The organism is Ferruginibacter sp. (assembly GCF_031430955.1).
GTDB lineage: Bacteria > Bacteroidota > Bacteroidia > Chitinophagales > Chitinophagaceae > Ferruginibacter.
Window position 1 is genome coordinate 1 of the sequence record NZ_JANPCM010000224.1, and the last position, 2612, is coordinate 2612.

The following is a 2612-nucleotide window of genomic DNA, read 5'->3' on the forward strand; positions in this document are numbered from 1 at the left end:
TTGGCGGGTGGCTTTTTTTCCGCTTTCGGTCCTCAGTTGTCCTTCGATTGTAACTGATTTCATTGTTTTATAATTTTTTAATGAGGCGCAAAGGTAGGGAAAAACATTAATAGTTTATAGTTCATAGTTCATAGTTTTTCAGACTATGGCTACTTAAACATGTTTATGCATAACTAACTGTTATTTAATTTATTATAACTAATTGCAGCATACACTAAACTATGAACCATGAACTTTGAACTTGTATTTTAAACTTTCTTCACCCTTCCCCTGATAAACAAGCTATTGATGCTTTTATTTTCATAGGCATTCCTGATAGTTACTGCAAAAAGTTCATCTGTAGATAGCACTTTAATTTTTTTACAACCCTCTTTTACAGGAATGGTATCACATACTACCAATTCTTCTAAAACACTGTTTTGAATGTTACTGTAAGCGTTACCACTTAAAACAGGGTGAGTACACAACGCTCTTACGCTGTTGGCTCCTTTCTCTTTCATTAATAAAGCACTTTTAACCAATGTTCCACCTGTGTCACATAAATCATCAATCAGCACCACATCTTTACCTGTAACATCACCAATTACAACCATGCTGGCAATTTCGTTAGCTCTTTTTCTATGCTTATCACATATTACCATTTCACATTCAAAATAAGAGGCTATTTCCCTAATACGGTTGGCACTTCCCACATCAGGTGCTGCAAAAGTCAGGTTAGGTAAATTTAATTTTTCTATATAAGGAATAAATATGGCCGAAGCTTCCAAATGATCTACCGGGATATCAAAATAGCCCTGTATTTGTGGGGCATGTAAATCCATTGTAATTACTCTGTCGGCCCCGGCAGCAGTAATCATATTGGCTACTAATTTAGCTCCAATGGCTACTCTGGGCCTGTCCTTTCTGTCTTGCCGGGCAAAACCGTAATAAGGAATTACAGCAATTACTTTATAAGCAGATGCCCTTTTTGCCGCATCAATCATCAAAAGCAATTCCATTAAATTATCTGTAGGCGAGTAAGTACTTTGTATTAAAAACACAAACTGCCCCCTGATGCTTTCCTGAAACTCTACATAAATTTCTCCATCGCTAAACCGCTGGATATTTACTTTACCTAATGGCTCCCCGAATTTTTTAGCAATTTTTTCAGCTAAATACTGAGATCCTGTTCCAGAGAAAATTTTTGCAGATGGTTCCATATATTTTTTTGAGATAAATTAAAATAAGATGCCGCAAAAGTATCGTTTAGTTTAGATGAATTAAATTTGAACCTATGGAAAATTTCAACAAGCCATCCACATCTATAAAAAATTGGGCTGCTGATGACAGGCCAAGAGAAAAATTGTTAAGTAAAGGTGCCGAAGTTTTAAGCAACTCTGAATTAATTGCTATTTTAATAAATAATGGCAGTAAAGATAAAAGTGCTGTTGACCTGGCAAAAGAGATTTTAAGATTGGGCAGCGATAATTTAAATGAGCTGGGTAAACTCACCCTTAATGATTTTCAACAGATAAAAGGAATTGGAGAGGCGAAAGCAATTACTATTGCAGCCGCATTAGAATTAGGCAGGCGCCGGCAGGCATCGGCAACATTAGATAAAACAATAGTACAAAGCAGTAAAGACATTGCTCAATACCTTAAAGCAATACTTAAGGATTTTACTTATGAAGTATTTGCAGTATTATTTTTAAACAGGGCTAACAAAATAAATCATTTTGAAATAATAAGCCGTGGTGGTATTACCGGTACAGTTGCCGACCCAAGAATTATTTTAAAGAAAGCCCTTGAACAAGATGCTACTTCAATTGTATTGAGCCACAATCACCCTTCGGGATCTTTAAAACCCAGCAGGGCTGATGAAGAACTGACGCAAAAAATTAAGGAAGCCGCCAAATACTTCGATATAAAAGTGATTGATCACATTATTGTAAGTGAAGATGGGTATTACAGTTTTGCTGATGAAGGGTTGCTTTAGTTGATAGTTGACGCTGGTGAATTAAATTAGTTGCACCAAAACAAAAAGATAATTGAGTTAGTATTAAACCAAAAAACCGCAACCCTTATGCCTGTGCCGTGGGCCCGCCAAAATTAAAAGGTATTTCCACTGCTTCCATATCCTGTATAGTGCCGTTGGCAGTTTCAAACTTTTTAATATTATCTATCATTGCCTTCATAAAACGCTTGGCATGAAAAGGTGTGAGTATAATACGGCTTTTTACTTTACTCTTTGGTGTACCCGGCATTACATTTACAAAATCAATAACAAATTCTGCATGGCTGTGTGTAATAATAGCAAGGTTTGCATAAGACCCTTCAGATACTTCTTCCGAAATTTCTATATTAAGTTGGTTGGGTTGCTCGGTATTTGTCATTTTATTTAATTTTTACAAAGATAAGTAAAACAAAAAATGCTGAAGCATAATAGCCAAAGATCATGAAGGCTTAAATAAAAAACAACCAATGTATATATTTATAAAAAAACTGTCTCGGAAAATCGAGACAGTTTTTTTATAAATTCGGTAAACAATATTATTTATGGAACTCGTCAATAAATAAGTACAACTCGCATTTATTTACACTTTTGTGTGTAGTTTTTCATGCAATGCAATTTC

General features: G+C 35.1%; 3 protein-coding genes. 1 reads left to right on the plus strand and 2 read right to left on the minus strand.

The genetic code is table 11. The features are described from left to right. Positions 1-248: 248 nt before the first annotated feature. Entirely contained in the window at positions 249-1199 is a 951-nt protein-coding gene (locus ACY65O_RS06340; RefSeq protein WP_462220012.1) for a ribose-phosphate pyrophosphokinase, read from the minus strand. A gap of 74 nt (positions 1200-1273) precedes the next feature. On the opposite strand from ACY65O_RS06340, the gene radC reads away from it, so the two are divergent. Further along, entirely contained in the window at positions 1274-1975 is a 702-nt protein-coding gene (radC, locus tag ACY65O_RS06345; protein WP_462220013.1) for a RadC family protein, read from the plus strand. An 85-nt stretch (positions 1976-2060) separates the two neighbouring features. Here radC and ACY65O_RS06350 read toward each other — a convergent pair whose 3' ends face one another. Continuing rightward, the gene (locus ACY65O_RS06350; RefSeq protein ID WP_462220014.1) at positions 2061-2372 is read right to left on the minus strand and encodes a DUF3467 domain-containing protein; all 312 of its coding nucleotides are present in this window, start codon (positions 2370-2372) and stop codon (positions 2061-2063) included. Positions 2373-2612: the final 240 nt, after the last annotated feature.

What these genes read in the sequence shown, in the direction of transcription:
- ACY65O_RS06340 (WP_462220012.1), bottom strand. Translation starts at nt 1,199, where the DNA reads ATGGAACCATCTGCAAAAATTTTCTCTGGAACAGGATCTCAGTATTTA.
- radC (WP_462220013.1), top strand. Translation starts at nt 1,274, where the DNA reads ATGGAAAATTTCAACAAGCCATCCACATCTATAAAAAATTGGGCTGCT.
- ACY65O_RS06350 (WP_462220014.1), bottom strand. Translation starts at nt 2,372, where the DNA reads ATGACAAATACCGAGCAACCCAACCAACTTAATATAGAAATTTCGGAA.